The organism is Brevibacterium yomogidense (assembly GCF_016107685.1).
In the GTDB taxonomy this organism is placed as follows: domain Bacteria; phylum Actinomycetota; class Actinomycetes; order Actinomycetales; family Brevibacteriaceae; genus Brevibacterium; species Brevibacterium yomogidense.
In genome coordinates this window covers 1-21,727 of record NZ_JABASY010000004.1, presented here as the reverse complement: position 1 = coordinate 21,727, position 21,727 = coordinate 1, and the positions used below count along the sequence as shown (strand labels likewise).

Annotated in this window: 22 protein-coding genes; 5 read left to right on the top strand and 17 right to left on the bottom strand. The window is 69.1% G+C overall.

What is annotated here, in order from left to right:
* Nucleotides 1–27: 27 nt before the first annotated feature.
* The 4 genes from ispF to JFC09_RS11020 form a co-directional block, all read right to left on the bottom strand.
* The gene (gene ispF / locus JFC09_RS11035) at nucleotides 28–540 is read right to left on the bottom strand and encodes a 2-C-methyl-D-erythritol 2,4-cyclodiphosphate synthase (protein WP_198394092.1); all 513 of its coding nucleotides are present in this window, start codon (nucleotides 538–540) and stop codon (nucleotides 28–30) included.
* Nucleotides 537–1,496 carry an IspD/TarI family cytidylyltransferase gene (locus tag JFC09_RS11030; RefSeq protein ID WP_198394091.1) on the bottom strand — a complete coding sequence of 320 codons (960 nt, stop codon included), beginning with the start codon at nucleotides 1,494–1,496 and terminating at the stop codon, nucleotides 537–539. Before JFC09_RS11030 ends, ispF begins: the two co-directional genes overlap by 4 nt.
* 104 nt (nucleotides 1,497–1,600) lie before the next feature.
* Nucleotides 1,601–2,338: a PaaI family thioesterase gene (locus JFC09_RS11025; protein WP_198394090.1), complete on the bottom strand. Its 738-nt coding sequence runs from the start codon at nucleotides 2,336–2,338 to the stop codon at nucleotides 1,601–1,603.
* 195 nt (nucleotides 2,339–2,533) lie between these two features.
* On the bottom strand, nucleotides 2,534–3,016 hold the full coding sequence (locus JFC09_RS11020) for a CarD family transcriptional regulator (RefSeq protein WP_198394089.1): 483 nt from the start codon (nucleotides 3,014–3,016) through the stop codon (nucleotides 2,534–2,536).
* Nucleotides 3,017–3,294: 278 nt separating this feature from the next.
* On the opposite strand from JFC09_RS11020, the gene JFC09_RS11015 reads away from it, so the two are divergent.
* Nucleotides 3,295–3,873, top strand: coding sequence for a hypothetical protein (locus tag JFC09_RS11015; protein ID WP_198394088.1), 579 nt, complete (start codon nucleotides 3,295–3,297; stop codon nucleotides 3,871–3,873).
* Nucleotides 3,874–4,001: 128 nt separating this feature from the next.
* Here JFC09_RS11015 and JFC09_RS11010 read toward each other — a convergent pair whose 3' ends face one another.
* Nucleotides 4,002–4,682 (bottom strand): response regulator, encoded by a 681-nt coding sequence (locus JFC09_RS11010; protein ID WP_198394087.1) that lies wholly within the window; start codon nucleotides 4,680–4,682, stop codon nucleotides 4,002–4,004.
* Nucleotides 4,679–5,932 carry a sensor histidine kinase gene (locus JFC09_RS11005; RefSeq protein WP_198394086.1) on the bottom strand — a complete coding sequence of 418 codons (1,254 nt, stop codon included), beginning with the start codon at nucleotides 5,930–5,932 and terminating at the stop codon, nucleotides 4,679–4,681. Before JFC09_RS11005 ends, JFC09_RS11010 begins: the two co-directional genes overlap by 4 nt.
* A 172-nt stretch (nucleotides 5,933–6,104) precedes the next feature.
* On the opposite strand from JFC09_RS11005, the gene phoU reads away from it, so the two are divergent.
* Nucleotides 6,105–6,770, top strand: a complete 666-nt coding sequence (gene phoU / locus JFC09_RS11000) for a phosphate signaling complex protein PhoU (protein WP_198394085.1) — start codon at nucleotides 6,105–6,107, stop codon at nucleotides 6,768–6,770.
* Nucleotides 6,771–7,196: 426 nt separating this feature from the next.
* Here the strand turns inward: phoU and JFC09_RS10995 are convergent, their stop codons facing one another.
* The 6 genes from JFC09_RS10995 to JFC09_RS10970 all read right to left on the bottom strand — a co-directional run bounded on the left by JFC09_RS10995 (nucleotide 7,197) and on the right by JFC09_RS10970 (nucleotide 12,191).
* Nucleotides 7,197–7,940 (bottom strand): phosphoglyceromutase, encoded by a 744-nt coding sequence (locus tag JFC09_RS10995; RefSeq protein ID WP_198394084.1) that lies wholly within the window; start codon nucleotides 7,938–7,940, stop codon nucleotides 7,197–7,199.
* Between the two features lie 32 nt (nucleotides 7,941–7,972).
* Nucleotides 7,973–8,524, bottom strand: coding sequence for a dihydrofolate reductase family protein (locus tag JFC09_RS10990; RefSeq protein WP_198394083.1), 552 nt, complete (start codon nucleotides 8,522–8,524; stop codon nucleotides 7,973–7,975).
* 115 nt (nucleotides 8,525–8,639) lie between these two features.
* Nucleotides 8,640–9,278 carry a YbjN domain-containing protein gene (locus JFC09_RS10985; RefSeq protein WP_198394082.1) on the bottom strand — a complete coding sequence of 213 codons (639 nt, stop codon included), beginning with the start codon at nucleotides 9,276–9,278 and terminating at the stop codon, nucleotides 8,640–8,642.
* Nucleotides 9,271–10,533, bottom strand: a complete 1,263-nt coding sequence (locus JFC09_RS10980) for a glycosyltransferase (RefSeq protein ID WP_198394081.1) — start codon at nucleotides 10,531–10,533, stop codon at nucleotides 9,271–9,273. Before JFC09_RS10980 ends, JFC09_RS10985 begins: the two co-directional genes overlap by 8 nt.
* A gap of 25 nt (nucleotides 10,534–10,558) precedes the next feature.
* Nucleotides 10,559–11,344: a PIN domain-containing protein gene (locus JFC09_RS10975; RefSeq protein ID WP_198394080.1), complete on the bottom strand. Its 786-nt coding sequence runs from the start codon at nucleotides 11,342–11,344 to the stop codon at nucleotides 10,559–10,561.
* Nucleotides 11,337–12,191: an alpha/beta fold hydrolase gene (locus JFC09_RS10970; protein ID WP_232483487.1), complete on the bottom strand. Its 855-nt coding sequence runs from the start codon at nucleotides 12,189–12,191 to the stop codon at nucleotides 11,337–11,339. The genes JFC09_RS10975 and JFC09_RS10970 overlap by 8 nt, the downstream gene beginning before the upstream one ends.
* Before the next feature lie 295 nt (nucleotides 12,192–12,486).
* Here JFC09_RS10970 and JFC09_RS10965 point away from each other — a divergent pair, with 295 nt between their 5' ends.
* Entirely contained in the window at nucleotides 12,487–13,068 is a 582-nt protein-coding gene (locus JFC09_RS10965; protein ID WP_198394079.1) for a GNAT family N-acetyltransferase, read from the top strand.
* A 151-nt stretch (nucleotides 13,069–13,219) separates the two neighbouring features.
* On the opposite strand, the gene JFC09_RS10960 is transcribed toward JFC09_RS10965, so the two are convergent.
* The 3 genes from JFC09_RS10960 to JFC09_RS10950 all read right to left on the bottom strand — a co-directional run bounded on the left by JFC09_RS10960 (nucleotide 13,220) and on the right by JFC09_RS10950 (nucleotide 14,666).
* Complete coding sequence (locus tag JFC09_RS10960) at nucleotides 13,220–13,531, bottom strand: DUF2516 family protein (protein WP_198394078.1); 312 nt, start codon at nucleotides 13,529–13,531, stop codon at nucleotides 13,220–13,222.
* Nucleotides 13,532–13,633: 102 nt separating this feature from the next.
* Nucleotides 13,634–13,978, bottom strand: a complete 345-nt coding sequence (locus tag JFC09_RS10955) for an AzlD domain-containing protein (RefSeq protein ID WP_198394077.1) — start codon at nucleotides 13,976–13,978, stop codon at nucleotides 13,634–13,636.
* Between the two features lies 1 nt (nucleotide 13,979).
* Nucleotides 13,980–14,666 (bottom strand): AzlC family ABC transporter permease, encoded by a 687-nt coding sequence (locus JFC09_RS10950; protein WP_198394076.1) that lies wholly within the window; start codon nucleotides 14,664–14,666, stop codon nucleotides 13,980–13,982.
* 80 nt (nucleotides 14,667–14,746) lie between these two features.
* Between JFC09_RS10950 and JFC09_RS10945 the strand changes: the two genes are divergently transcribed.
* On the top strand, nucleotides 14,747–15,349 hold the full coding sequence (locus JFC09_RS10945) for a helix-turn-helix domain-containing protein (RefSeq protein WP_198394075.1): 603 nt from the start codon (nucleotides 14,747–14,749) through the stop codon (nucleotides 15,347–15,349).
* Nucleotides 15,350–15,408: 59 nt separating this feature from the next.
* Here the strand turns inward: JFC09_RS10945 and JFC09_RS10940 are convergent, their stop codons facing one another.
* Nucleotides 15,409–17,001 carry an FUSC family protein gene (locus tag JFC09_RS10940; protein WP_332839742.1) on the bottom strand — a complete coding sequence of 531 codons (1,593 nt, stop codon included), beginning with the start codon at nucleotides 16,999–17,001 and terminating at the stop codon, nucleotides 15,409–15,411.
* Nucleotides 17,002–17,188: 187 nt separating this feature from the next.
* Here JFC09_RS10940 and pepN point away from each other — a divergent pair, with 187 nt between their 5' ends.
* A complete protein-coding gene (gene pepN / locus JFC09_RS16465; protein ID WP_232483486.1) occupies nucleotides 17,189–20,302 on the top strand; it encodes an aminopeptidase N in 3,114 nt (1,037 codons plus the stop codon).
* 28 nt (nucleotides 20,303–20,330) lie between these two features.
* Here the strand turns inward: pepN and JFC09_RS10925 are convergent, their stop codons facing one another.
* Nucleotides 20,331–21,371, bottom strand: coding sequence for a C40 family peptidase (locus JFC09_RS10925; protein ID WP_232483485.1), 1,041 nt, complete (start codon nucleotides 21,369–21,371; stop codon nucleotides 20,331–20,333).
* Nucleotides 21,372–21,727: the final 356 nt, after the last annotated feature.

The window sequence follows — 21,727 nt, the reverse complement described above, 5'->3', positions numbered from 1 at the left end:
TCGGGCCCATGAAACACTTTTGATTCTTCAGTCATCCATCGGCACGACGAGCGCGGTCGCGATCGCCGCTGCGCCCTCTCCCCTGCCGGTGAGCCCCAGCCCGTCCGACGTCGTCCCCGACACGGAGACCGGCGCACCCGCCGCTTCGCTCAGCACCCGCTGGGCCTCCGCGCGGCGCGTCCCGATCTTCGGCCGCACGCAGACGGCCTGCACGGACACGTTGCCGATCACGAACCCTGCGTCCCGGACCAGCCGGGCTGCCTCTGCCAACAGCACCGCGCCCGAGGCCCCCGCCAGTTCCGGCCGTCCCGTCCCGAAGTGCGCCCCCAGGTCCCCGATCCCCGCGGCGGCGAACAGCGCGTCGCAGCAGGCGTGGGCGACGACGTCCGCATCGGAGTGACCCTCCAGCCCCCTCTGCCCCTCCCACAGCAGCCCTGCCACCCACAGGGGACGGTCCGGATCCGTCGAGTACGCGTGGACGTCCACGCCGGTCCCCACACGGGGCAAGCGGTCCAGCGGTGACGGGGTTGTGTCGGTCATTCGGGGATCCTTCGTGAAGGCGAGTCGTAAACAAGCGAAGTGTCGTGGGGTGGGTCGTGGGGTGGGTCGTGGGGTGGCGTAGCGACCTGAGTCGACCCACCGTCATTCGTCGACGGCCGGTCGAGGTAAAGCTCCGCGATGCGCAGATCAATCGCATGAGTGATCTTGAGCGCCGCCTCGTCACCTGTCACCCCGACGACGGCGACATCGAGTCGCTCCACCAGGCCGGCGTCGTCGGTTGCTGCAGGGTCTGGGCTCCTGCACTGCAGGTCGTGCGCGGCGACGAGCACATCGCGCGTGAAACCCTGCGGGGTCTGCACCCTGCGCAGAGTGGAACGTTCCAGGTCTCCCACGACAGTCCCGTGATCCGTCGCGGTCTTCACGGTGTCGGTCACTGGCAGAACGGGGACGACCGCAGCGGCGCCGTCATCCAGTGCTTCGACGATGCGGTGGAAGACTCCGGCAGGGGTGAGGCATCGTGCCGCGTCGTGGACGAGTACACGGGCGGCGCTCGGAACGACGGCCAGCGCGGCCGCGACGGACACAACACGGTCCTCCCCACCGGCGACGACGAGGATCGGCACCGGCCGCGCGCTCACACGTGGCAGAGGTCCCCCCTGCGCGCTGGATGGCCCGTCCTCGGACTGGCCGACCGCACGCGGCACACGGTCGGCCCGGTCGGCTGCAGGCGGGGCAGCATCGGTCGGGTCGGCTGCGGATGATCCGAACACGGCCTCGGCGGCGGCCTCTGTCGCGGCAGCGGCAATCCGGCGTGCTTCGTCGACCAGCGCGGCGGGAGCAGCGATGACGATCACGTCGACGACTCCTGAGCGCACCGCGCCCTCGACGGCGTGTGCCAGCAGGGTGCGCCCCGCGAGCATGACGAACGCCTTGGGCCGGCCGGCGCCCAGACGCGTGCCCGCGCCGGCGGCGGGGATGATGAGCGCAGTCGACATGAGGTCAGGATACGACGGCGCAGATGCCGGACATGCTTCCCGGCGGCTCGACTGGGCTCAACCGTCCCAGTGTTCAACCGTCCCGGGCTCTAAGGTCTCCAGGCTCAGCTCTCTCGCGGCAGCAGCCAGAGTCCGTCGGCGCGGACCCGCACCTCGCCGTCGCAGAGGATCTGCGCCTCCATGAACTTCTTGCGGCCCTCAATGCGGCTGATCCGGCCCCTCACGGTGATCGGCTCGCCGATGGGGGTGCCCCCGTCGTAGTTCAGGGTGAGGGAGCGGGTCATGGACCTCTTCTCCGCCCCCATGCTCGCCGCATGCCCCAGGAGGTGGTCGATGAGGAGCGCGACGATCCCTCCGTGGACGCGGCCGGGCGGGCCCTGGTACTGCAGCGGAAGGGTGAGGTCGCAGCGGTACCAGTCGCCGTCCGGCACGATGCGCATGGGCGGTGCGATCGGGTTGCGCGCCGACGACCCCGGAGTGATGTCGTGCGGAATGTGGTTGGGGACCCGGTGAGGGGCGTCAAGAGTCGCGGCGTAGGGATCGGCAGCCGCAGCGGAGAGTCTGCCGGCGATGTCCGCGACCTGCTGGGCGAGTGTGTCCGTGTCGTCCTCGCTCACGAGGGCCGTGATGAGGTCGCGGGTGAGGCGGGTCGCGTGCTCCGTGAAGAGTGAGGGCGGGCCGATGATGGGCGCGTTGGCGACGGGCGGAACCGGTCCGTCGTTTTCAGCGGGCTCGAGCGCATCGGCCATGGATGGGGCGGGTGCGGCTGCCTTCGCGGGCGCCGCAGTGTCTGCCTTCGCGGATGCTGCAGTGTGAGGTGTGGAGTCGGGTGAGGGGGTCATCGTCGATCCTCGGTCGGGAGCAGGATTCTCATGCTCCCGTCTTACTCCGTCGGCGGGGACTCCGCACCTCTGTCTCGCGACCCGCGACCCGGCAGACTGCACTCCGCCGTGCGCACGGGGCGCGCGAACGGCCGACCACCCCGAAGGATGATCGGCCGTTGCGTACAGCTTTGTGTCTGTGGAACCGTCAGACGGTCAGGAAGCGAGGAGTTCCTCGAGCATTGCCTCTGCCTCTTCTTCTTCCTTCTTCTCCGCCAGTGCGAGTTCGGACACGAGCACCTGACGCGCCTTCGCGAGCATCCGCTTCTCACCGGTGGACAGTCCACGGTCCTGTTCACGGCGCCACAGGTCGCGCACGACCTCAGCAACCTTGATGACATCACCGGACTGGAACTTCTCCAGATTCGCCTTGTAGCGGCGTGACCAGTTCGTGGGCTCTTCCGTCACCTCTGCGCGGAGAACCTGGAAGACTTCTTCCAGCCCCTCCTCGCCGACGACGTCCCGGACCCCTACGAGGTCGCAGTTCTCCGCAGGAACCTCAATCACGAGGTCGCCATGGGACACTTGCAGTTTCAGATAGAGCTTCTCCACTCCCTTGATCGCGCGAGTCTTGATCTCCTGGACAGTCGCAGCCCCGTGATGGGGGTAGACGACGGTATCGCCGACCTGAAATGCCATATTCTGTGAACCCCTTTCGCAGTATCCAAGTCTAACATGTGACGCGCCGAGCAAATGATGCGGGGCACCCGGACAGAGTGATAGGGTCCGGCGCTTCTCACAATGCGGACGATCGACCAGACGCTCGGCCAGCAGTTTCCGACTCTGCGCGACGTCCGCGGCCGACGCCGGAACTCACTGTTCTGCCAGGGAAATCCGAGCGAGTTCTACGTTGGGTCGAAAGAGCGATAGGATGACGACGAAGTTCCGTGTCGTCGTACGTCCAAGGAGCCCGGATCGTGAAGAAGAGGACCGCGCGCCTGGCAGTGGCCGCAGCAGCGTTCGCAGCCATCGCACCCCTCACCGGTTGTGCCAATATGCTGTCGGCCGACCAGACCGCAGAATACGAATACCACGGAGGTGACGGCGCGTGGTCCACTGAGGACCTCGACGGCGTAGACGTCCGTGGCCTGCTCATCCTCCAGAGCGAGGAGGGCGATGCGCAGGTCTTCTACACGCTGATCAACGGCGCTGACGAACCGCGCAACGTGACGCTGGAGTTCGGGCCGGAGACCTACACCCACTCCCTGGACGCCGGCGAATCCTTCAGCCAGGACCCGGAGAACCCCGCGTCTGACGCGGAACCCGCGATCATCAGCGGCCTCGACGCGAAGCCCGGTCTGCTGTTCGACGTCGAGGTGAGCGTCGGCAGCACCTCCGAAACGATCACTGCGCAGGTGCTCGACGGCTCGATCCCCGACTACGCGCACCTCGTCCCCACGGGCGGCGCGTCGGACCCCGCAGCGGATCCGACCGACGGCATGACAGACCCTGCTGCGGAAGAAGGCGCCGAAGCCGGCACCGCAGTCGAAGGCTGACTCCGCACAACTCCCTCTGTGGTGAGTGCCGAAGGGGCTCGGAAGGATTCCTCCTTCCGAGCCCCTTCGCGATTCAGACCTCTGGAGGCCCGCTGCAGACCGAGCAGCCGCGCGGGCCACAGGCAGGTTCAGGCTTCGAACTTGTAGCCCAGCCCACGCACCGTGACGAGCAGCTGGGGCGATGATGGCTCTACCTCCACCTTCGCCCGCAGGCGCTTCACGTGGACGTCGAGGGTCTTCGTGTCACCCACGTAATCCTGACCCCAGATGCGGTCGATGAGCTGCCCACGGGTCATGACGCGCCCCGCGTTGCGCACGAGCATCTCGAGCAGCTCGAACTCCTTGAGCGGCAGCGACACCTCCTCACCACGGACCGAGGCGACGTGCCGGTCGACGTCGATGCGCACTCCCCCGGCCTCGATGACGGAATCGACGAGGTCCGTCTGCTCCGCGTTCCGGCGCAGGACCGCACGCACCCGCGCGAGCAGTTCCCGTGACGAGTACGGCTTCGTCACGTAGTCGTCCGCCCCGAGCTCCAGGCCCACGACCTTGTCGATCTCCGAATCCTTCGCCGTGAGCATGATGATCGGAACGCTCGACTTCGCACGCAGCTGCCGGCACACCTCCGTGCCGGAGGCGCCCGGCAGCATGAGGTCCAGCAGGACGAGGTCCGCCCCCGTACGGTCGAACTCGCTGATCGCGTCCAGCCCGTCCGCCGCGACGGTCACGTCGTACCCCTCCTTGTCCAGCAGGTACGACAGCGGGTCGGAGAACGACTCCTCGTCTTCGACAAGCAGAATGCGCGTCACAGTGCTCCTCTTCCTTGTGTGTACTCTCCGCTCGCGGAGGGTGCGGTGTCAGCGTGGGCCGCATCGTCCTCGGCGGAATCGATGAGAATCCCCTGGCGCGCCGCTTCCGCGAGACCCGGGGAGATGTCGTCCGTGTGGGCCAGTGGCAGGAGGATCGTGAACGTCGACCCCTGTCCCAGCCGGGACCACACACGCACATCGCCGCCGTGCGTGGCGACGATGTGCTTGACGATGCTGAGGCCCAGGCCCGTCCCGCCCGTCATGCGGGACCGCGCCGGGTCGACACGGTAGAAGCGTTCGAACACGCGCTCCGTGTCCTCCGTGCTCAGGCCGATGCCCTGGTCCGTCACGGCGATCGCCACGCGCTCGTCCTCGAGCTTGGCTCCCACCCCCACACGCGTCCCCTCGTTCGAGTAGTGGATGGCGTTGTCGATGAGGTTGCGCACCGCGTTGACGAGCAGTTCGGAGCTGCCTTCGATGTACCAGTCGCCGCCGTGCAGGACGGACAGCTGGATGTTCTTGGAATCCGCGACCGTGCGGGCGCGGTCCACGGCCTCTTCGACGATTCGGGCGACGGGGACGCGCTCGGGACTCGCGGGGACCTCGTGGTCCTGGACGCGTGAGAGGTCGATGATCTCCTTGACCAGCTGGGTGAGGCGGCCCGACTCCTTCTGCATCCTCGACCCGAACCGTGCGACGGCCTCGGGGTCGTCGGCGAAGTCCGTGATGGCCTCTGCCAGCAGCGACATCGCGCCGATGGGTGTCTTGAGTTCGTGGGAGACGTTCGCGATGAAGTCACGGCGGACCGCATCGACGCGGCGCGCCTCCGTCTGGTCGTCGCACAGGACGAGGACGAACGCGGGCCCCAGCGCGGCGACGCGCGCGTGAAGGGAGCGGGGTGGCGCAGTGGAGCCGATCGCATGCTCGAACTCGACTTCCTCGATGAGGCCGCGCACACGCACACGCTCGATGACGTCTGAGAGGGTGTCGGACACGACCGCATGCCCGCGCACCAGACCGAAGGTGTACGCGGCGGGTGACGCCTTCACCACGTCATCGCCGGCGTCGACGACGATGGCGGCGCTGGGCAGGACGGCGAGCACCTCCGCGATGCCGTCGGGAAGTTCATTGTCGGAATGAAGGTCCGAGGCGTTGCGGCTGCGTTCGGAGAAGCGGAAGGCGAGGATCCCGGCGATGCCGAGTCCCAGCCCCACGGTTCCCGTGAGCACGGCGACGATGAGCAGGTCCACGTTCTCCAGCCTAGACGGCCCGCGCGCGGCGACCGCTCGAATACGGCCCCGGCACTAGAATGTGGCTGAAGGTTCACTTACTGGTCAGGAGCGGTTCACGCTTCGATGCGAGGGTTGCCAATGGATCTGTGCCCTCCCCGGCGCGAAGACCCTGTGGAAAGGAATACCCGGAATGCGCGAAGTCTTCCAGAATGAACTCGACTCACTCGCCGACATGCTCGTCAAGATGACAGAGAAGGTCAGCGTCGCCATGGAGAAGTCCAAGGAGGCACTGCGCACGAACGACCTCGAGCTCGCCGAGGAGGTCATCGCCGGTGACATCGAGATCGACCGCCTCCAGCTCGAGCTCGACAAGTCGGCCGGCGAGATCCTCGCACTGCAGGCCCCGGTCGCGCGTGATCTGCGCGTCGTCATCTCCTCGCTGCGGATGAGCGCGTCGATCGAGCGGATGGGCGACCTCGCCCGTCACGTCGCGCAGCAGGTGCGGATCCGGTTCCCCGAATCGGCTGTGCCGGAAGGGTTCGAGCAGATCTTCACCGACATGACGACGGCCGCCGTGCGGATCTCGCACGCGATCCACGAACTCGTGTCGGAGCCGGGCCTGGAAGCGGTCCCCACGATCGACGACCTCGACGAGACGATCGACACCCTGCACCTGGCGGTGTTCACGAAGATCGCCGGTTCCAGCCTCAATCCGTCGCAGGTCGCGGACGTGACGCTGCTGTCGCGCTACCTCGAGCGGTTCGGCGACCACGCGGTGTCCGTCGCCCAGCGCATCGAGTACCTGCTCACGGGCTCCTGGAAGTCGGAGCTCATCCCCGGCGACGACGCGCAGTGACGAAGTGGTGAGTGGCGCGCTCACGCGCCTTCACACATGACGTGTGGAGCCCCTTCCCAGTGATCCGGGGAGGGGCTCCACACGTTGAGGGGTTCCATGCTTGCGTCGCGAGGATTCCGAAGTCGTCGAGTTCAGCGCGCGTATGCCCGACGGTGGTGCATGTGAGCGCGCGGGTCGACGGTTGAGTGCGCGATTCCTTCGTTGAGTGGACAGTGCACTGACCAGTACGGTGCTGAAAACGATGCACTCAAAAACGAAAGTGCGCACTCAACCGCTGAGCGCTCTCTGACGTCTCGGAGCACGCCTCACGGGGCGCCCCCGAAGTTCGCACGACCAATCGCTGCACGCGAAGAGGCGGGGACCTCTCGGTCCCCGCCTCTCACCACGTGAAATGCGGGGCTGGGCTCACCAACCCAGTGCCGACACTCACCGTCCCTGGTTCGCCACCGCGCCGATCGCCGCGTCCGCAGCTTCGGGGTCCAGGTAGCGGCCCTTGCCGCCCACCGGCTGGAAGTCCTCGTCCAGTTCGTAGTGCAGCGGGATGCCAGTGGGGACGTTCAGCCCTGTGATGTCGTCGTCGGAGATGCCCTCGAGGTGCTTGATGAGGCCGCGCAGCGAGTTGCCGTGTGCGGCGACCAGCACGGTGCGGCCCCGCTGCAGGTCCGGGACGATCGCGTCGTACCAGTAGGGCAGCAGACGCACGATGACGTCGGAGAGGCATTCCGTCCGCGGCAGTGCGGCGCCCAGGTTCGCGTAGCGGGCCTCCCCCGCCTGCGACCATTCGGACGCGTCGTCCAGCGGCGGCGGCGGAGTGCTGAAGGAGCGTCGCCACTCCATGAACTGCTCCTCGCCGTACTCGTCCCGGATCTCCTTCTTGTTCTTCCCCTGGAGCGCACCGTAGTGACGCTCGTTGAGGCGCCACGACCGCACCGTCTCGATCCATGACCGGTCCGCCGCCTCCAGCGTGATCTGCGCGGTGAGGATCGCCCGCTTCAGCAGCGACGTGTGAAGGACGTCCGGCAGGAGGTCGTGTTCGTGCAGGAGTTCACCCGCACGCACGCCCTCCGTGCGGCCCTTGTCCGTCAGCGGGACGTCGACCCACCCGGTGAAGAGGTTCTTCTGGTTCCATTCGCTCTCCCCGTGGCGGAGAAGCACAAGGTTGTACGTCATGCTCTCATTCTGGCATGAGCGGACAGCCCGTCTCACAGTGCGTACACGAGTTCCACGACCCCACTCGCAAACGAGCGCGCACGCTGCAGCGTCAGGTCCAGCTTCACGTCCGGCCAGAAGCGCAGTCCGCCGCCCACCGCGATCGGGTGGACCCAGTAGTGCGCGACGTCGACGAGCCCGTGCCGCAGTGCGTGCGCCGCCAGTGTGGGTCCCTCGATCGTCACATCCCCGTCCGCCGCCTCGACGATCGCCCGCACCTCGTCGGGGTCGAACGCGCGTCGCAGCTGCGTGTTCCTCGTCCACACGTTGTCCAACGTCGTCGAGTACACGACCTTGTCCGCCTGCTGCCAGATCGTCGCGAACTCCGCGGATTCCGGCGACTGCCCGGCCGCACCGGGGTCGGTCTCCCACACGTGCATGAGCTCGTAGATCCGCCGACCGTAGAGGTACGTGCCCGCCCGCGCGGTGGCCTCATTGATCGCGGCGAGCACTTCCTCGTCCGGCTCCGACCACCGGAACTCACCGTCCGCGTCCTCCACGAAGCCGTCCGCGGACACGTTCATCGAGTACACCAGTCGCCCCATCGCGACTCCCTCCTCACATCACCGCACGTTCGCTGCCGTGTCATCCCCGCTCACTGCGTGCTCCAGCGGTGTTCGGTCCCCGGCGCGACCTACTCGTGCGTTCAGTCAGCGCCGCTCACTCATCGTGTCGGTGGTCCTCGCCGTCCGGCCCACCGGTCGTGTCGGTGAACGTCCCGATGAACTCGTTGTCGTCACCGGAGACCAGGTGCTCGAACGCCGCGAGGTTCTTCGTCGACTCCCCGCGGGCCAGCCGCCACGCCCATTCCCGCTTCATGCTCGTGAGGAATCCGAGCACCAGCAGTTCGTTGAACGACTTGTCCGCGATCGCGAGGAACCGGCCCAGGTAGGCGTCGAGCACGTCCTCCGCACCGTCAACGGCGAACACTTCTGGCGGCAGGCTCGCGTTGAGGTAGACGTCGTCGTAGCCGTCGACGGAGAACGACAGTCCGCCCAGTCGCCCGTTCTGCTGCAGGAGCCATTGGAAGAACCGCTCCCGGTTCTCGTCCGGCTTCCGCACGACGAACGCCTGGAAGTCGACCGTGTGCGCGCCGGAGCGGATCGACACGTTCGTCTTGAGCTTCTTCTCCCCCGGCAGGATGACGACGGCCTGTTCGTCACTCACCGACTCGAGTTCGACCTCATTTTCTGCGGCCCAGCGCCGGACCAGTCCGATGACGTCGTCCGCCGAGGTCGCACCCGGCCCTGACGCACCCGTTCCGGCCGTCGTGTGGTTGCCACTCGTGGTGTCACTCATGTGCTTCCCCTTCCGTCGCGGCCCGCCTGTCCCGGCGGGATGCCAGCTCCGTGAGCACCTCCAGCATGCCTGCTTCGGCTGTCTCCCAGCTGAGTTCTCCGCGCAGCTCGATCGCCCCGGCCGCCAGCCGCGCCCGCTGGGCGGGGTCCGCCAGCAGCGCCGCGATGGTGTCCGCCCACGTGTACGGGCTGCGGTCGGCGATGAGCACCCCCGATTCCCCCGGCCGCACGATGTGGGCGAGCCCGCCCACCTGGGAGGCGAGGACGGGGGTGCCGCTGGCGACGGCCTCGGCGGCGACGAAGCCGAACGATTCGGACCGCGACGGGACGACGACGAGGTCCGCCGCCCGGTACCAGTCGGCGAGCACCCGGGCCGGGACGGGGTCCCGGAACTCGATGAGGGAACCCGCCGCCGAGGCCGCAGCCAGTTCCTGCATGCCCGCCGCGTCCGCTTCTCCCGAGGCCCCGCCCAGCATCACGATGCGGGTGCGGCCCGCGAGGACGGGTTCCGTCGCGGCGAACTGGGCCAGGGCGTCCAGGAGGATGTCCGTGCCCTTGACGTACTGCATGCGGCCCACGCCCAGCACGAGCAGGTCCGCGTCCTCCGCGCCGATCGCGCGGCGGGCGTCCTGGAGCGGGCCGGGACGGAACGTGTCCGTGTCGACGCCGGGTGGGACGACGCGGATGCGTCGGGGGTCGGCGTCCAGCAGCGCAGCCATGTCGCGCGCCTCGGACGCGGTGTTCGCGAGCAGGATGTCCGCGGTCGCGGCGATGCGGCGCTCTGCGGCCAGCCGTTCAGCGGGTTCACGCGCTTCCTCCAGGTCGCGGTCCTTCACGGCGGCGATCGTGTGGAAGGACATCGCGAGCGCAGGATCGCGCGTGGGTGTGAGATCCCGCAGTTCGCAGGCGACGAGCCCGGACACCCAGTAGTGGGCCCAGATGACGTCCGCGTCGCGCAGCAGGGCGCCCAGCTCGTCGTCCGCGGCGATCCTGCGGGCGATCTGGGCGGCCTCGCCACCCATCTCGTCCTTCGTCGTCGCGTCGACCGCCAGGGTGTGGAGGCGGACGCCCTCACCGAGTTCCACGGCATCCGTCCGGCCGGCCGCTGCGGGATCCGCCGTGAGGATGTCGACGGAGTGCCCCGCGCGCACCAGTTGGGCCGCCGTGTGGGACACGTAGACGTTGAGCCCACCGGCGTCCCCGGTACCGGGCTGCGCCGCCGGCGAGGTGTGGAGGGAGAGGACGACGATTCTCACGGCCGAAGTCTATCCGGCGCTGCAGCTATCGCGTGCTGCGGACGACCCGCTTCGCGAAGCGTCGTGCCCGTGAGCGACGCAGACGGTGGCTGGGCGACCCGGGCTGCGGCTCGAGGCCCACCTGCCGGGCAACGCGGGTGAGGTGGGAGCGGTAGCGGTCCGCGGCCTCGGGCACGGAGAGGTCGAAGGTGTCCGTGAGCGTGCAGAGGAACTCGTCGGCGCTCAGCAGTGCGTAGCCGCGGGCCGCGGTGCGGATCGGTGCGAAAGCGTGGATGTCGTCGGTGACCAGCACGTCCACGTCCAGGGCGAGCGCGGCCTCGTCGAGGTGCGCATCGTCGGGATCGAGGACGTGCGGGCGGGGGCCCGTGGGAGGAGCGGTGGGCGGCGCCTCGGCGGCGGTGGTGGCGGGCGGCTCGGTGAGTGGGGTGGCGGGCGGCGGCTCGGTGAGTGCGGCCTCAGCGGCGGGGTCGGATGGAGAGGACTGCGGTCGGGTGAGCGAGTCCATCCGCAGACGGGCGGCGAGCGTCGCCTGCGCGCGGGTCAGGCGCGGGTCGATGCGTCGCAGGGCGGGCCGCAGCTCCCAGCCGATGGCCTGCGTGACGAACAGCTGGGGCCGGTGCTCGGCGGCGACGCCTTCGGTGAGTGCGAGCATCCACAGCCACAGCGGTTCGGGCGCCAGGACACTCGCGTCGACGAGGACGCGGCGGAGACGGAGCGCATCCGGGGCGGTGGGGCCGGATCCGGTGGGGGCTTGGCCGGTGCTGGCAGAACCAGCGCAGGCCGGCTCAGGCGCTGCCGTGGGGTCAGTCATTGAAGAACTCGTTGAGGATCTCGCGGATGCGGGCGCGGCCTCGCCAGAGGATCGACCCGGGCGGCAGGATCTCCAACCTCGCCTGCGGGAACGCGTCGGCATAGTCGCGGGCGACCTCGACGGGGTGGGACGGGTCGTCCTCGTGGGTGAGGACGAGGACGTCGCCGGTGAAGTGCTGGGCGGCCTCGGGGCTGTCGACGGCGATCTTCGCTGCGAGGCCGACCCCGTCGGACAGGTCCGTGTCCAGGAGAGCGTCGACCTTCTGGCGGGCCCAGGCGCGGGCGGGCTCGAGGGCTTGGACCTCGGCGGGTTCGCGGGAGAGGAAGTAGTCGACGATTCCGTCGCGGTCGCCGCCGGCCAGCAGTGCGCGGAGGCGAGCGAGGCTGTCGTCGATCGCTTGAGCCAGCGCCGGGGAGAAGCCGGCCCAGGAGGCGGGCAGCACGAACGCGACCTTCTCCAGCGCTGCGGCGTGCGGATCGCCGGAGGTGAGGAGGCGGGCCAGGCCACCGGCGCTCATGGAGACGCCCAGCGCCCGGGTCGCCTGCGTCCGGGCGAGCATCTCGGACAGCTGGGAGGCGATGGTGCCGTAGTCCCAACCGGCGCCCGGTGAAAGCCGGCCGCCGTGACCTCCCAGGTGGACGAGCGCCCGCGTCCCGTCGATGCCCGCGGCGAACGGGCGCGTGTCACGGATCTGACCGGAGAAGCCGTGGGCGAACAGCGTGACCGGCTCACCCGTGCCGAACCGGGAGATCCAGTGCGAGTCCGCGCCGGGGTGATTGCGGTCAGTGGCGGATGTGGGCGACGTGGACGGTGCCGAGCGATCCGTCGGTGAGGGGTGGGCCGTCATGGTCACCCAGAGTACTCAGGGCAAGGAGAAAGAGATGACGTCAGGGAGACGCGAGGGAGACACCGCTCGTTCCCGCGCCGCGACCGTGCGGACACTCGGAACTTCGCTGACGACACACCGCCGACTGGTTCGAGAGCACCCCGCAGACAACGGTGGCTCGAACCAGTCGGCGGTGTGTGGCGCGGAGGCCGCGTGCAGCTCCCCTGCGAACGCAACTTCCCACCTACTTCCCACTCAACTTCCCACAGTGGGAGATTAAGTGGGAAGCTCAGCGTCAACTGACGGAGGAGGGCGGATGGGCTACGTCGTCGAAAGACCTGGCGTCTACCTGTCCCGGGTCGCAGAAGGCCCCGGCGAGGACCACTCACTCGGCGAGCGCCTCGTCCCCGATCTTGCGCGTGTGCACGTGGAGGGCTGGCGGCAGGCTTACGGGTCGCTCCTTCCGGAGCGGTTCTACGACGATGATGCGCGGGCAGCGCGCGTGCGCATGTGGACGGCGCTCCTCGCGGATGAGCAGGCTCAGGACCGGGTGCGCATCGCCACGACGGGTACAGGTGACACCGCGCCCGGCACCGGTGACGCCGTCACAGGCCCAGATGACGTCGTGGGGTTCAGCATCCACGGGCCAGCACGGGACGACGACCGTCACGGCATCGAACTGTTCGCGCTGTACATCCTGGAGGAGCATTACGGACGCGGCGTGGGGCAGCGGCTGCTCGACGAAGCGATCGGCTCAGAGCCTGCCTGCCTGTGGGTGGCAGCAGAGAACCACCGCGCGATCCGGTTCTACGAGAAGAACGGGTTCCAGCCGGACGGCACCAGGAAGAGCGACCCCGACATCGACGGCCTGGAAGAGATCCGAATGGCACGCGGATAGTCGTGGTTCTGGACAGTCGCGGACTCGGCCAACGGCAGACCCCCACAGTCGCGAGCCGCGATACTCACCGACCTGGACAGCCGCCGGCCCAGCCAGCTGCCGGCCCCGCAGGCCGTCTGCTCAGACAGCCGTGAGCTCTCCTGGGCGCGGATCAGCGGCGACGGCGGCGCGGGTCGACCAGGCGCAGCGCCGGGCGCACGTCCACCCAGTACACGGCGGCGGCGACGAACGCGATGATCGTGATGAACATCGGCATCGCACTGAGTGGCGGCAGTCCCAGGAAGCTCACGAGCACCGCGCCGCCCATCATGAGCGTCCAGAACTTCTTCGTCCGCTTGTCGGCAGCACGGTACATCTCGTCCGAGAACATGAGGGAGGAGATGAGACCGACCAGTGCGAACACGAAGATCCCCGTGACGAGGACGAGGAAGATGGTGCTCTGAATGGATCCGATGGCCTGCATGCCCTCCAGCGTAACGGGTGAGGCTGAAGCCGCACTTCAGGCTGAAGCCTCCTCCACGACCGTCCGGAGCCTCCGCCCGCGACGGTCCGCAGCCGCGGCCCTCTACCACCCGAAGCCGGTCGCGCGGACCACGGCGCACACCACCATCCCGATGAGCACGCACACGAGCATGGGCACCCGCAGCATGCCCGCCGTCATGCCGGCCGCCACGCCCAGCACTCGGCCGGTGTCCGCGACTTCCTGCCCGTCGAAGAAGCCACCCGTCACCGCGACCGCCAGCACGAGCACGACGACCGCGCGGTCCATCCACAGACGCGCACCGGTGGCCTCCGTCGTCTCCTCTCCTCCTGCTCGCGCTCGCGCACCCAGGCGCACTCCCAGCAGCCGCATGACGTAGGTGCCGCCGGCCAGCCCGGCGAGCGCGAGGAAGAACGGGATCGTCTCCATCTCAGCTCTCCTTCCCGCGCTTGCGCGCACTGAGGAACCCGGCGGCCGGCAGCAGTGCCAGCAGCGCGACGACGGAGGCGAGTCCCAGCGGTGCGACCGGGGTGAGGGCGAGCGCCAGCACCGCCCCGCCCGCAGCGGTCACCCCCAGGAAGCGGTCCTTCAGGTCGCCCGCCACCAGGCAGAAGAGGAGGATCGGCAGCGCGGTGTCGAGCCCCAGTCTGTCCGCGTCGATCACCGCACCCAACAGCTGTCCGAGCGCGGCACCGCCCACCCACGCGACGAAGAGGAGGATCGCCGAGATGGAGAACCGCGACCACTTCTCCCGGTCGGTGCGACCTGCACGTCCGAACGCCGTGGTCTCGTCGTTGGCCAGATGTGCGGCGAGGTAGGTGCGCCAGCCCGCCGGCGCGTACTGGCCGATACTCAGGCCGAACGCGAAGTTGCGCGCGTTGACGAGCAGCCCGCCCATGACCGCGAAGATCGGCAGTCCGCCGGCCGCGATGACTCCCACGAAGGTGAGTTCCGCCGCTCCCCCGGTCGCCACGGCCGCGAGCAGCACCGTCTGCCACAGTGGGAAGCCCGCCGCGTGGGCGATCGCACCGTAGGACAGCGCCACGAGCAGGATCATGACGCCCATGGCGGTGGCGTCCCGCCACACGGAACCTGGAACGCCCTTCAATGCGTGCATGCGCCCATCGTGCCCGCGCCATTCGCGTTCCGTCAACCGAACGACAGGACTTTATGCAGAACGACCGGTATGCTGAGGCCATGGACGGAGGAACGGACAGCCAGAGCGATCAGGGCAGCCACGACACCCGTCCCGTGGATACGCCGATGGACCGCCTGGCCCACGCGCTCCGGCGCGAACGGGAGCGGCAGGGCATCAGCCTGTCGGAGACCGCCAAGCGCGCCGGCATCGGCAAGTCGACGCTTTCGCAGCTGGAGAGCGCCAGCGGGAATCCCAGCGTGGAGACCCTCTGGGCGCTCGCGACGGCGCTGGACGTCCAGCTGGCGCAGCTGCTGACATCGGATCGTCCGCCGCTGTCGGTCATCCGCCGAGGTGAGGCGATGCCCCTGCCGTCCACGAGCGCGGACTACTCCGCCGCGTTGCTGAGCGCCTGCCCACCGCACGCGCGCCGCGACGTCTACCTCATCCATCAGGAGCCGGGCGCTCCCCGCATCGCGCAGCCGCACCCCGCCGGCACGGTCGAGCACATCATCGTGTCCACTGGCCGGCTGCGCCTCACGGTCGATGGCGATTCGATCGACGCGGGGCCCGGCGACTACATCCGTCACGCCGGCGACACCGTCCACATCTATGAGGCGCTCGCACCAGATACGACGATCGTCTGCCTCGTCGAGTCCACCTGAGCACGATGGCCCGTCAGCGCGGTGAGGAGACCCCACACCACCGCCGAGGTCCCCTCACCTCAGTCGTCCCGCCGCCCGTCGGTCTCGTCCCCGGGTTCCGACCCCGACTCGTCGCGCGTCGGCTGGTCGGCCCCGCCCTCGGCGGAGCCGACCTGGTCGGCTCGGCCCACGTCAGGGCCAACCTCGTCGGCCCGGCCCACCCCGGCGGACGGGTCGGCGATGACGGGGAGGGAGGCGGCCTCGGGCCCGGGATCCGCAGCCGCAGTGCCCCGAGGAGCCGTGTCTGTGCCGGCTCCGCCCGAACCCGTCCCGCCCGGACCGGGCGCCCTGGCTCCGGGCTCGTCCCGACGAGCCGTACCCGAACCGGACCCGTCCGCACTCGCCGTACCCCGGCCGGTCACGCCGGCGGGCACCTCGGCCACGTCGGACGTCTCCAGGCCCACCTCGTCTCGGACAGTCGCGCCCGACGCATCCGCCTCACGGTCCCGGTCCCCCTCACCCCGGTCGACGACGCGCAGCGTGCCCGTCTCCGGTTCGACCTCGAGGTTCGGAAGGGCGGCGTTCGCCTCTGCCGCGGATGCTCCGGCCGCCTGGATGAGGTCGACGACCAGCGGGCGCAGGAGCAGCAGCATCGTGGTCTGCTCGATGTCCTCCTGCATGGCGGGGGTGGGGCGCAGGGTGCCGGCGATGGTCGTGAGCCTCTGTTCCGCCTCTGCGCGGTCCCGACCTTCCCGCAGCGCGGCCCGCAGCACCCAGGCGGCGTCCGCCATCCCCTCCGCCACATCGGCGAGCAGCGGATCGGAAGCCCCGTTCTCCGACACGGACACGGCCCGCCGCAGCACGACCCGGATCATGCGCATCGACCGGTCCGCGAACTCGCAGGCGCGCGCCAGACGCGTCACCTCCGCGACATAGCGACGGGACCGCGCATTGATGCGTGCGGCCTCCTCCGCGATCCGCAGTGCAGCCCGCCAGGAATCGACGTACTGCTGGGAGTCCCGCGCACGGGACAGCGCACGCCGGGCCGCCTGCGGATCCTCGCGGCGCAGCGCGTCACTGGCCTCGCGCAGGAGGATCGTGATCTCCTCCAGCAGGTTCGCGGCCTGGTTGCGGGGACGCTTGCGGGCGTCGGACGGTGTGATGAACGCCAGCAGCACCGCCGTCGACGCCCCGACGACCGCGTCGATCGTCCGGGTGAACGTGCCTTCGGTGAGCGCGGCGGGGACCGTGACGATGTAGATCGACTGGACACCCAGCTGGGTGACGAAGATGGCTCCCGAATTCATGAACATGCCCAGACACACGGCAGAGAACAGCATGACCGCCAACTGCCAGAGCCCACTGCCGAAGACGTGGACGAACAGGTCGCCGAACAGGACGCCCAGCACCGCGCCGAACCCGATCTCCATCGACCTGCGCAGCCGCCGGTCCAGCATCGGCCCGATCCCCACGACCGCTGCGACCGCCGCGAAGAACGGCGCGGTGTGGCCCAGCACGTACACGCAGAAGCCGTAGGCGAACGTCGCGGCGACCGTCAGCTGGAGGACCTGGCTGATGTTCAGCCGCAGCCGGCGGGTGCCCATGCGCACGCGGTTGCGCACCACCAGCTCCGCCGTAGCGCTCCACCTGCGCAATCGCCCCTTCTCAGCCACCCTTCCACTCTATCCATCGGAGCGGATCGTGGGCAGAGGTTCCGGGTTGCGGCGGACAGCTGGGCGACAGAAGTTCCGCGCGACGACGGGCGGGTCGTGGGCAGAGGTTCCGGGTGACGGCTCGCGGGCGGTGTGACATGCTTTCCGCACGGGGGCAGATGAGGAGACACACGGAGCCGTGACTACTATGACGACCAACCTGACCAGGGTCGAAGCTCAGACGCGCAGCGCCCTGCTCACCGTCGACCACTACGCGGTCGACCTGGATCTGTCCGGCGCGGCGGACCCGGACGTCGCGTCGTTCGGCAGCCGCACGACCGTCGACATGACGGCGCGGGGCGACGGCGTCACATTCATCGACCTCATCGCCGCCTCGGTCCGCAGTGTCTCGATCAACGGGGTCGCGCTGCGTCCCGACGAGGTGTTCGACGGCGCACGCGTCCGCTTCCCCGTCCGGAAGGGCGCGAACCGTCTCATCGTCCTCGCGGACGCGGAGTATTCGCGCTCCGGCGAGGGCATGCACCGCTTCGTCGACCCGGCAGACGGGCTCACCTACCTCTACACCCAGTACGAGCCGACGGATGCCCGTCGGGTCGCCGCGGTCTTCGACCAGCCGGATCTCAAGGCCTCCTACACCTTCCAGGTGCTCGCCCCGGCGGAGTGGACGGTGCTCAGCAACACCGCCGCGGTCTCCACGACGGACCTCACCGCCGAGGCCGCCGGCACCCACCCGGACCACGGCCCCGTCCGTCTCCACCGGTTCGCCCCCACCCACCCCGTGTCCTCCTACCTCACGTGTGTGTGCGCGGGCCCGTACGCGTCCGTGACGGGTGAGCACCGGGTGGAGCGCACCGGCGAGGTGATCCCGCTGGGCGTCCACGTGCGGCAGTCGCTCGCCGCCCACGTGGACGCGGAGGACATCATGCGGGTCACCGGGCAGGGCCTCGACTTCTTCCACGGCATCTTCGATCAGCCCTATGTATGGGGGAAGTACGACCAGATCTTCGTGCCGGAGTACAACCTGGGGGCGATGGAGAACCCCGGCCTCGTGACGTTCACGGACCACTACATCCACCGTGACCGGGCGACGCGGGCCGAACGGGAGTCCCGCGCCAACACGATCCTCCACGAGATGGCGCACATGTGGTTCGGCGACCTCGTGACGATGGCGTGGTGGGACGACCTGTGGCTCAAGGAGTCGTTCGCGGACTACATGGGCGGGCACGCGCTGGCGTCGGCCACCGAGTACTCCGACGGCTGGGTGAGCTTCGCCCTTCGCCGCAAGGACTGGGCGTACCGCCAGGACCAGTACCCGACCTCGCACCCGATCGTCGCGGACATCCCCGACGTGGAGGCCGCGAAGCTCAACTTCGACGGCATCACCTACGCGAAGGGCGCCTCCGTCCTCAAGGCGCTCGTCGAGTACGTGGGGGAGGAGGCTTTCCTCGCGGGCTCCAACGCGTACTTCGCCGCCCACGCATTCGGCAACGCCCGGCTGGAGGACTTCCTCGCCGCCCTCGACGACGCCGCACCGGACCGCGACGTGCGCGCATGGGCCGCCGCCTGGTTGCAGACCCGCGGCACCTCCGAGCTGACACTCGAGATCGAGACCTCCCCCGCTGCAGCGGCCCCGGACGTCGAGACTCCGGACGGCGGGGTGCGTGCGGACAGCAACGGCTCCGAGGCCGGGGAAGCCGACAGCTCGGCCACCGTCTCGGACTTCCCCGCCGCGGAAGAGACGCCGTCCGGGTCCAGCGATCCCGAGGAGTCAGAGACAACTGAGGGTGCCGACGCCGCTGTTCCGACCGGAGCGGACGTCATCACCTCGGCCCGTCTGGTCCAGCGCGACGGGTTCGCTCCCGCCGGTGGCGCCGGGACCCTGCGACCGCACCGCCTGACACTCGCCGCGTTCGACGTCGTCTCCGACACGGAACCGGCGCCGACCGACGGCGCCTCCACTGACGGTGGCGCGACCGCGGGCGGTGACGACCGCCTCGGCGACAAGCCCGCGGCCGGCGACGCACCAGCGGGTCGTGACGTGCCAACGGCCGGCGACGCACCAGCGGGTGGTGGCCACGGCCTCGGCGGCGGTTCCGACCACGACCGTCTGCGTCTCACGCGGACGTGGGACGTCGAGGTGACCGGGGAGTCGGCGGAGCTGCCACAGCTCGTGGGGATGCCCAGGCCAGCACTGCTCCTGCTGAACCACGGCGATCAGGACTACGCGAAGGTGCGGCTGGACGCCGTGTCGGAGCTGACCGCGGTCGAGCGCGTCGCGGACCTGGAGCCGCTCGACCGGGCGGTCGTCATCTCGTCCTTCGCGAACGGCGTCCGCGACGGTGTCATGCCCGTGCCCGCTTACCTGCAGGCGGCGACCGGCGTACTGACGACGGAGGACCACCCGGGGATCCTCGCCTCCGTCATGGCGACCCTCAGCACGGCGCTGGACCAGTGGGTGTCCGACACGGAACGGATCGACGCGGTCACCGCGGTGCTCGACGCGGTACTCGACACGCTCGGAGACACGCCGGCAGGATCGGACCGCCAGCTGAGCCTCGCCCGCTTCGCCCTGGGCCTCACATCGCGCACCGCTGGAGCGCGCGGCTCCGACCGGTCCGTCGCCCGAGGCCGCCATTTCGCGAACCATGTGCTCGCCACCCCGCCCGGCCGGGCACTCACCGACGGCGCGGGCGGCCTGGTCGTCGACCACGCGCTGCGGTGGATGGCGCTGCGGGCACTCGTCGTCCTGGGCTGGGCGGACATCGAGCACATCGACACCGAGGCCGTACTGGACCGCACCGGCTCCGGCGCCGTCAACGCGGCGATGGTCCGCGCATCCCGCCCCCTGTCGATCGCGCGGCACACCGCATGGAACGAAGCCACACGGGACACCACGCTCAGCAACGACATGCTGTCCGCACGGATCAGCGGGATCAACGCACCCGTCCCCCACCCCATGCTCGAGGACTGCGTGGACGACTACTTCGCGCAGCTCACAGAGTTCTGGTCCACACGCCCCATCGAGATCTCCCGCCGACTGGTCGTCGGTCTCTACCCCGACTGGTCGGCTCGACCCCGCCGCGTGGTGTCACGCACGGAGGACTGGTTGCGCGAACACGCTGACGCCCCCGCCGCACAGCGGAGGCTGCTCGTCGAAGCACTCGACGACCTCAACCGGACAATCCGGCTGCGCGAGGGGAACTCGGGGGCGGATGCATCGGAGTCGGGCGAGCCTCAGAGGCAGCCGAGCGGCTCGGAGACGGCGAGCGCCTCCGAGCACCGTAACGCGACTCCGAGCTAGCGGCGCGACTCGGAGGTAGCGGGGCGACTCAGAGGTAGCGGCGGGCCTCGACGAACTGGTTGCCGGAGTCCCACGACTTCCAGTTGACGACCTCGACGGACTTCGACGCGTTCGGTGCGTGGATCATCTTGCCGCCACCCACGTAGATGCCGACGTGGTGAGCACGGCCCTTCCCGCCGGATGCGAAGAAGAGGAGATCGCCCTTCGAGAGGTCGGAGCGCTTGACCGCCTTGCCCTGCTTCTGCTGATCGCCCGCGTCACGAGCGAGGTCGATGTCGTGCGCGCGGAACACCGTGTAGGTGAAGCCGGAGCAGTCGAAGCCGTAGGAGCTCGTACCGCCCCACAGGTAGCGCAGCCCGTCGAACTCCTCAGCCGTCTTCACGAGGTCAGCAGGCTCGGGGTCAGCGGCGGTGATGTCGTGATCCGGGTCCTCGACGCGCACGTCCGCGTAGTCGATCCAGGCGGCACCGCCACCGGGCAGTGCGACGCGGACGTCCTCGACGTCCTGGGCGATGAGCGGCAGCTCGACGTTGATCGTCGCATCCGGGACCTCGTCACCGGGCAGCTCTGCGAACTGGAGGTGCTCGAGCTCCGCGAAGCGGGTCGTGACGACAGCGGTGGGCTGGTCGTCGCGGAGCTCCACGAACCGATCGTTCTCCACGATCTGCGAGACCGGCACCCAGCCGGGGTACCCGCGCTTCTCCTTGGGGCTCGACTGCTCCGCGACCGCGACCTTCGCCCACTTCCCCTGCACGTCGAGGACGTTGAGCTCCGCGCCGTAGGGGGCCTGCGTCTGCACGAGGCCGGTGAGACCGCGGCGGACCTCCGTCGACGACATGGCCTTGTTCCAGGCGTCCAGGTCGACGGGCGCCTTCGTGGCGGGTGCATCGACGGAGCGCGGCGAATCGGGGGACGTCCACACGGTCGCCGCGGTGACGTTGACGAAGGCCGTGTCGCCCTTCTCGAGTTTTCCGTCGGACGTGGCGCGCAGGGCGACACCGTCATCCGCACCGGCGGTCATGTCGGTCGCAGTGGTGGCGAGGGCAGGCTGTGCGATGAGCGCAGTCATGCACAGCCCGATGACAGGCAGAAGTGCTTTCGCTTTCACAGGATTCTCTTTTCGGTCAGCACCGGCCGCTGAGCGGTCGGTCCGGGTGCATGGGGGAAGACACCGTTTCACCTTCGAGGGTAGCGGCTGATCAGCCGCTGAGTAAACCTCCGGAGCATCTCGCACTCATCAGAGGTGGTCTTGTCACCCCGGTCGACGCCGCCGGAGGGTCCGGGTCCCCTACGGGTCACGACCAACAGGGCAGCGTGCTGACGAGATCGACGAGGCACCGCTTCCCGGTTCGAGGCACCGTCGCAGAGCACGGTGTGATGTCTCAGTACATAATTGACAACTAGGTCTCAAGACATAGTTGACAC